Genomic DNA, 3,381 nt, shown 5'->3' on the forward strand with positions numbered 1-3,381 from the left:
TGCAGTCCATGTGGGAGCGAGCTTGCTCGCGATGGGGCCCATGAAAGCACAACATCTCTTCTTCAAAACCCATCCGGTGACCGCGCCTTCTCCCGCGCCTGCTCCCGACTGACCAACCCTCTGGTCACCAAGTCCTTCAAACCCATATCCAGTGTCTGCATCCCCAGCGACCCGCCCGACTGGATCGATGAGTACATCTGCGCCACCTTGTCTTCTCGAATCAGATTCCGGATCGCCGACGTCCCCAGCATGATCTCGTGAGCCGCAACACGCCCACCGCCGATTTTCTTCACCAGCGTCTGCGACACCACCGCAAGCAACGACTCGGACAGCATTGAACGCACCATGGACTTCTCGTCCCCCGGAAACACGTCGACGATCCGGTCGATGGTTTTCGCCGCCGACGTGGTGTGTAGCGTGCCGAACACCAAATGACCGGTTTCCGCTGCGGTCAGCGCCAGGCGAATGGTCTCCAGATCACGCATCTCTCCCACCAGAATCACATCCGGGTCTTCACGCAAAGCCGAGCGCAGCGCCGTGGCGAAGCTGCGGGTATCGCGGTGGACTTCACGCTGATTGATCAGGCATTTGCGCGATTCGTGGACGAACTCGATGGGATCTTCGATGGTGAGGATGTGGTGATGGCGATGGTTGTTCAGGTAATCGATCATTGCCGCCAGCGTGGTGGACTTGCCGGAACCGGTCGGGCCGGTCACCAGCACCAGGCCGCGGGGCGCATCGGTCATCTTGCGGAACACGTCGCCCATGCCCAATTCGTCCATGCTCAGGACTCTGGACGGGATCGTGCGGAACACCGCGCCAGCGCCACGGCTCTGGTTGAAGGCGTTGACCCGAAAGCGCGCCACGCCGGGCACTTCGAAGGAAAAGTCGGTTTCCAGGTGTTTTTCGAAATCCACCCGCTGGGTGTCATTCATGATGTCGTAGATCAGCGCCTGCACCTGCTTGTGGTCCAGAGCCGGCAGATTGATGCGTCGTATATCGCCATCCACCCGAATCATTGGCGGCAGACCGGCCGACAGGTGCAGGTCAGATGCGCCCTGTTTGGCGCTGAAGGCCAGCAGTTCAGTGATATCCATAGCGTCTCTCAATTCCAGTAGAATGCCGCGAACCTTCAGACCGCTGGCGCCTCTTGATGTCCACCATAGCAGACAACATTCTCGAAGTTAGTTCGCGCATACATGCTGCAACACTCGCCGCCAGCCGCGCCGAAAATAGCGTCCAGCTGCTGGCCGTGAGCAAGACCAAACCCGCACAAGCCCTGCGTGAAGCCTATGCCGCCGGCCTGCGCGACTTTGGCGAGAACTACCTGCAGGAGGCCCTGGGCAAGCAGCTCGAATTGGCCGACCTGCCCTTGATCTGGCACTTCATCGGCCCCATTCAATCGAACAAGACTCGCGCCATCGCCGAGCACTTCGACTGGGTGCATTCCGTGGATCGACTGAAAATTGCACAACGATTGTCCGAGCAACGCCCTGCCGATCTGCCGCCTCTGAACATCTGTATCCAGGTCAACGTCAGCGGTGAAGCCAGTAAATCCGGCTGCACTCCGGCGGACCTGCCGGCCCTGGCCAATGCCATCAGCGCCCTGCCGCGCCTGAAGTTGCGCGGATTGATGGCCATCCCCGAGCCGACTGAAGATCGCGCCGCCCAGGATGCCGCTTTCGCTGCCGTGCAAAGCCTGCAAGCCAGCCTGAACCTGACGCTCGACACACTTTCCATGGGCATGAGCCACGACCTCGAGTCGGCCATTGCCCAGGGCGCCACGTGGGTCCGTATCGGTACGGCCCTGTTTGGTGCTCGCGACTACAGTCAGCCGTAATCATGGCTGACACACTTCTGAATAAGGACCTGACATGAGCAAGACACGTATTGCCTTTATCGGTGCCGGCAACATGGCCGCCAGCCTGATCGGCGGCCTGCGGGCCAAAGGTCTGGAAGCGGCGCAGATCCGCGCCAGCGACCCGGGCGAAGAAACCCGTGCCCGCGTGAGCGCCGAACATGGCATCGAGGTGTTCGCCGACAACGCCCAGGCCATTGAAGGCGCCGATGTGGTGGTACTGGCGGTCAAGCCACAGGCGATGAAAGCCGTGTGCGAAGCCATTCGCCCGAACCTGAAGCCCGGACAACTGGTGGTGTCGATTGCCGCCGGCATCACCTGCGCCAGCATGAACAACTGGCTCGGCGCCCAGCCGATCGTGCGCTGCATGCCTAATACCCCGGCGCTATTGCGTCAGGGCGTAAGCGGTTTGTTCGCCACCGCAGAAGTGACCGCCGAACAGCGTCAGCAAGCTCAAGAACTGCTGTCTGCCGTTGGCATCGCGCTGTGGCTCAGCGAAGAACAGCAACTGGACGCGGTCACCGCCGTTTCCGGTTCGGGCCCGGCGTACTTCTTCCTGTTGATCGAAGCCATGACCGCCGCTGGCGTGAAGCTCGGCCTGCCAGCAGACATCGCTGCGCAACTAACCTTGCAAACCGCCCTGGGCGCCGCGCACATGGCTGTGAGCAGTGATGTCGACGCCGCCGAACTGCGTCGTCGCGTCACTTCGCCCGCGGGCACTACGGAAGCGGCCATCAAGTCGTTCCAGGCCAACGGCTTCGAAGCCCTGGTCGAAAAAGCATTGGGCGCCGCCGCGCACCGCTCCGCCGAGATGGCTGAGCAACTCGGTCGCTAATCAGCTCTTAATAAGGAATCAATAATGCTCGGACTCAATGACGCTGCCATTTTTGTGATTCAAACCCTGGGCAGCCTGTACCTGCTGATCGTGCTGTTGCGCTTCATCCTGCAATTGGTGCGGGCCAACTTCTACAATCCGCTCTGCCAGTTCATCGTGAAAGCCACTCAACCGCTGCTCAAGCCACTGCGCCGGGTCATTCCGAGCATGTTCGGCCTGGACATGTCTTCGCTGGTGCTGGCGTTGCTGGTGCAAATGGCGCTGTTCGCGGTCATCTTGTTGCTCAGCGGCTACGGCGTCGACGCGCTGCTCCTGGTGCCTTGGGCGCTGATCGGCATCTTTGCGCTGTTTCTGAAGATTCTGTTCTGGGCGATGATCATCAGCGTGATCCTGTCCTGGGTCGCGCCGGGAAGCCACAACCCGGGCGCGGAACTGGTCCAGCAAATCACTGAGCCGGTGCTCGCGCCGTTCCGCCGGATCATTCCGAACCTGGGCGGCCTCGATATCTCGCCGATCTTCGCGTTCATTGCCCTGCAATTGCTGCAAAGCTGGCTGATCCCGCGCCTGGCGTACTACGCGCTGATGCCGAAGGAATTGTTCGGGCTGATCTGATGCGTTCGGCGCAATGACCGCATCATCGTTCATCGCGGGCAAGCCTTGCTCCTACAGGATCTACGCGACCTCTGTA

At 60.8% G+C, this 3,381-nt stretch carries 4 protein-coding genes; 3 read left to right on the plus strand and 1 reads right to left on the minus strand.

Annotated elements, in window-relative coordinates:
• Window positions 1-62: 62 nt before the first annotated feature.
• Complete coding sequence (locus ACW9JC_RS29455; RefSeq protein WP_457459443.1) at window positions 63-1,097, minus strand: type IV pilus twitching motility protein PilT; 1,035 nt, start codon at window positions 1,095-1,097, stop codon at window positions 63-65.
• 56 nt (window positions 1,098-1,153) lie between these two features.
• Here ACW9JC_RS29455 and ACW9JC_RS29460 point away from each other — a divergent pair, with 56 nt between their 5' ends.
• From ACW9JC_RS29460 to ACW9JC_RS29470, 3 genes are read left to right on the plus strand one after another with little or no spacing between them, the layout of a single operon-like run.
• Entirely contained in the window at window positions 1,154-1,840 is a 687-nt protein-coding gene (locus ACW9JC_RS29460) for a YggS family pyridoxal phosphate-dependent enzyme (RefSeq protein ID WP_457459445.1), read from the plus strand.
• Between the two features lie 34 nt (window positions 1,841-1,874).
• A complete protein-coding gene (gene proC, locus ACW9JC_RS29465; protein WP_416127693.1) occupies window positions 1,875-2,693 on the plus strand; it encodes a pyrroline-5-carboxylate reductase in 819 nt (272 codons plus the stop codon).
• Window positions 2,694-2,717: 24 nt separating this feature from the next.
• Complete coding sequence (locus ACW9JC_RS29470; RefSeq protein ID WP_416127694.1) at window positions 2,718-3,305, plus strand: YggT family protein; 588 nt, start codon at window positions 2,718-2,720, stop codon at window positions 3,303-3,305.
• Window positions 3,306-3,381 lie beyond the last annotated feature (76 nt).

This window comes from Pseudomonas sp. SDO5591_S426, from assembly GCF_054070755.1.

What these genes read in the sequence shown, in the direction of transcription:
- ACW9JC_RS29460 (WP_457459445.1), top strand. Translation starts at nt 1,154, where the DNA reads ATGTCCACCATAGCAGACAACATTCTCGAAGTTAGTTCGCGCATACAT.
- proC (WP_416127693.1), top strand. Translation starts at nt 1,875, where the DNA reads ATGAGCAAGACACGTATTGCCTTTATCGGTGCCGGCAACATGGCCGCC.
- ACW9JC_RS29470 (WP_416127694.1), top strand. Translation starts at nt 2,718, where the DNA reads ATGCTCGGACTCAATGACGCTGCCATTTTTGTGATTCAAACCCTGGGC.
- ACW9JC_RS29455 (WP_457459443.1), bottom strand. Translation starts at nt 1,097, where the DNA reads ATGGATATCACTGAACTGCTGGCCTTCAGCGCCAAACAGGGCGCATCT.